This window comes from Atribacter sp. (assembly GCF_035418125.1).
Classification (GTDB): domain Bacteria; phylum Atribacterota; class Atribacteria; order Atribacterales; family Atribacteraceae; genus Atribacter; species Atribacter allofermentans.
On sequence record NZ_DAOLQM010000278.1, the window covers coordinates 1 to 2,674 of the forward strand.

The 2,674-nt window shown below is 39.9% G+C and carries 1 protein-coding gene, 1 tRNA gene and 1 pseudogene; all 3 read right to left on the reverse strand.

Translation table 11 applies throughout. From position 1 onward, the window contains the following. A pseudogene (locus PLK24_RS10475) lies at positions 1 to 932 on the reverse strand (cache domain-containing protein); the annotation flags it as partial. A 373-nt stretch (positions 933 to 1,305) separates the two neighbouring features. After that, positions 1,306 to 1,380 (reverse strand) — tRNA-Asn (locus PLK24_RS10480). A 28-nt stretch (positions 1,381 to 1,408) separates the two neighbouring features. Next, entirely contained in the window at positions 1,409 to 2,515 is a 1,107-nt protein-coding gene (rpoD, locus tag PLK24_RS10485; protein ID WP_324478909.1) for an RNA polymerase sigma factor RpoD, read from the reverse strand. Between the last annotated feature and the right edge of the window lie 159 nt (positions 2,516 to 2,674).

Consider the following 2,674-nt stretch of genomic DNA (forward strand, 5'->3'; position numbering starts at 1 on the left):
ACAAAAAGCGAAAACAGTAAAAGGATATAGCCACCTCGGGTCTGAGCCTCGGAAAATATTTCATCAGTATTGATTTTAGCTTCCATAAACCAGTCAGTATCAGGTATTCGCTGAATATAGGAAACAACTTCTTCTCCTCGATAATCTTTACCACGAATGATTCCGGTTTTCCCCATTACCCCTTGAACTGCTGAATTATCAGTTTTTGTAAGTGGTATACAGGTTTTAAGCACGGAATCAGGTTGATGGCGAAGTCGATTGAGGAATACAATCTCCTGGCCGTTCTGTCTAAAAATAAGAGTTTCTGCGCTCTCACTGAGAGTTGGCCAGGTTTGTATAAAAGGATAAAGAAAAATATCGGGATCAGTACGGAGGAGGAGAGCTGCTAAGGGAGTTTCACTATCATCAAATATGGGAACTGTCAAATCCAAATGAATTCTTTCGTTTTGTATACACCGATAAAAATCCCCGAATACAACATGACCAGTTACGATGGCTCGATTAACCAGCTGTAAAGCATCGCTTTCTAATTCGGTTACACTGGAATCGAGGGTCAGTAGAATTTTTCCAGTAGATGACGTGAGAATAATATTTTGGTATTTGGCATTATCTTGGAGATCTTGCCAGTGGTTAGTAAGGAGTTTTTTTAAATCCTGATCAGTGGGAGACCTGAGCCATTGCAGTATTTCCTTGCGGATAATCCCTGAGGAATTCATGGAAGCATCGATAAGGCGTTCGTTTCGCCAAGCCTGGATTTGTTCAACTTTTAGTTCGGCTATAACTTTGAGTTCAATTTCTTTTGCGGCCTGAACAGCTTGTATATTATGATGATAATATAAATATCCTCCAGTTATAAGAGCTAAAATAATAACTGTTAAAAAGAAGAAAATAAATCGAATCTCCGGCTCTTTGATGGTTTCCTTATTGGTCATTCAAGAGTTTACCACCTAATATTAACTTAACATTAATTCTAACCATTAAAATCTTTTTAGTCTACACCAAAACCGCTGTCAAGGTATCAATTGGTAATTCTACCCTGTTAATGCAGTGAGAAGTGAGTGATAAGTTGGATAATCTATTAGAATTGTGAGACTTTAAAAGTGAGAAAAACATGAAAAATATCTCTCCTTTTGGATAAAGGAAGCTCTTTGCTAAAGAGGGAGCTTGATCGGTATACAACTATTTTCATTGTCATCTGGTGCTACGAAAGTAGCTTTTGAGGTCTATCTATTTAATATTTAATACTTAAAATTTTGATTGAGCTCAAAACAAAAAAAGCCGCCTAACTAGGCGGCTTTTACAATCTGGCTCCCCGGGCAGGATTCGAACCTGCAACCCTCCGGTTAACAGCCGGATGCTCCACCGTTGAGCTACCGAGGAATATTCAACGATAAGGATTATATACGGTTTATTCGGCTTCGTCAAGATAATCGCGTAATTTTCTACTCCGACTTGGATGACGAAGTTTACGGAGTGCCTTGGCCTCAATTTGTCGAATCCGTTCCCGGGTAACTCCAAAAATCTGTCCTACCTCTTCAAGGGTGTGGGGCCTTCCATCCTGCAATCCAAAACGCAGCTTCAGGACTTTTCGCTCTCGGTCGGTTAAAGTATTGAGCACATCATCGAGCTGTTCCTTTAAGAGCGTATAAGATGCTGCCTTAGGAGGTGCCATCACTCCCTGATCTTCAATAAAATCACCCAAATGGCTATCTTCTTCTTCTCCGATGGGAGTTTCTAAGGAAAGAGGCTCCTGGGCAGTTTTTAAAATTTCTCTGACTTTTTCCACCTGTATCCCCATTTTATGGGCAATCTCTTCGGGAGCCGGCTCTCTCCCCAATTCCTGAAGAAGTTGGCGGGAAATACGCACCAATTTGTTAATGGTTTCCACCATATGAACTGGAATTCGAATAGTACGAGCCTGATCGGCAATAGCCCGGGTAATTGCCTGACGAATCCACCAGGTGGCATAAGTACTAAATTTATACCCCTTCCGATAGTCAAATTTCTCCACCGCACGAATTAATCCCAAATTTCCCTCCTGGATAAGATCCAGGAATAGCATTCCTCGACCAACATATCTCTTGGCAATACTAACCACCAAGCGAAGATTTGCTTCAATCAATTCATTTTTAGCTGTAGCGTCTTCTTTTTCAACCCTTTTTGCCAATTCGACTTCTTTTTCAGGAGTAAGCAGTGGGACTTGACCAATTTCTTTCAAATACATTTTTACCGGATCGTCGACGCCGATACCTTTAATTCCTTCCAGCTTGAGGTCTTCGGTGCTGGCGACTATTTGATCTTCCTTCCCTGTTTCCTCCTCATCAGAAACTTCGATGCCCTGATCAGACAACGCCGTATAGAGGTCATCAAGCTTGTCAATGTTGACCGCATCGTCACCAATAACATCATTTAATTCTTTAAAAGTGATGAAGCCTTTCTTTTTTCCGCTTTCAATAAGATTTGAAAATTCAGCGGTTAAAGTATGAGAGGCTTGATTTTCATTATTGCTGATCAATAAATCACCCTCTCTCAAATTATTGTGTTACAAAAAAGATATATTGAAACATAATGATTAATCACCCAGCTAATATCCCTTTTCGAAAATTTTCTTATCTAAATTTTAATCTATCCTGAAAATACCATCAAATGAATTCTTTAATCGGTCATCCTGAGC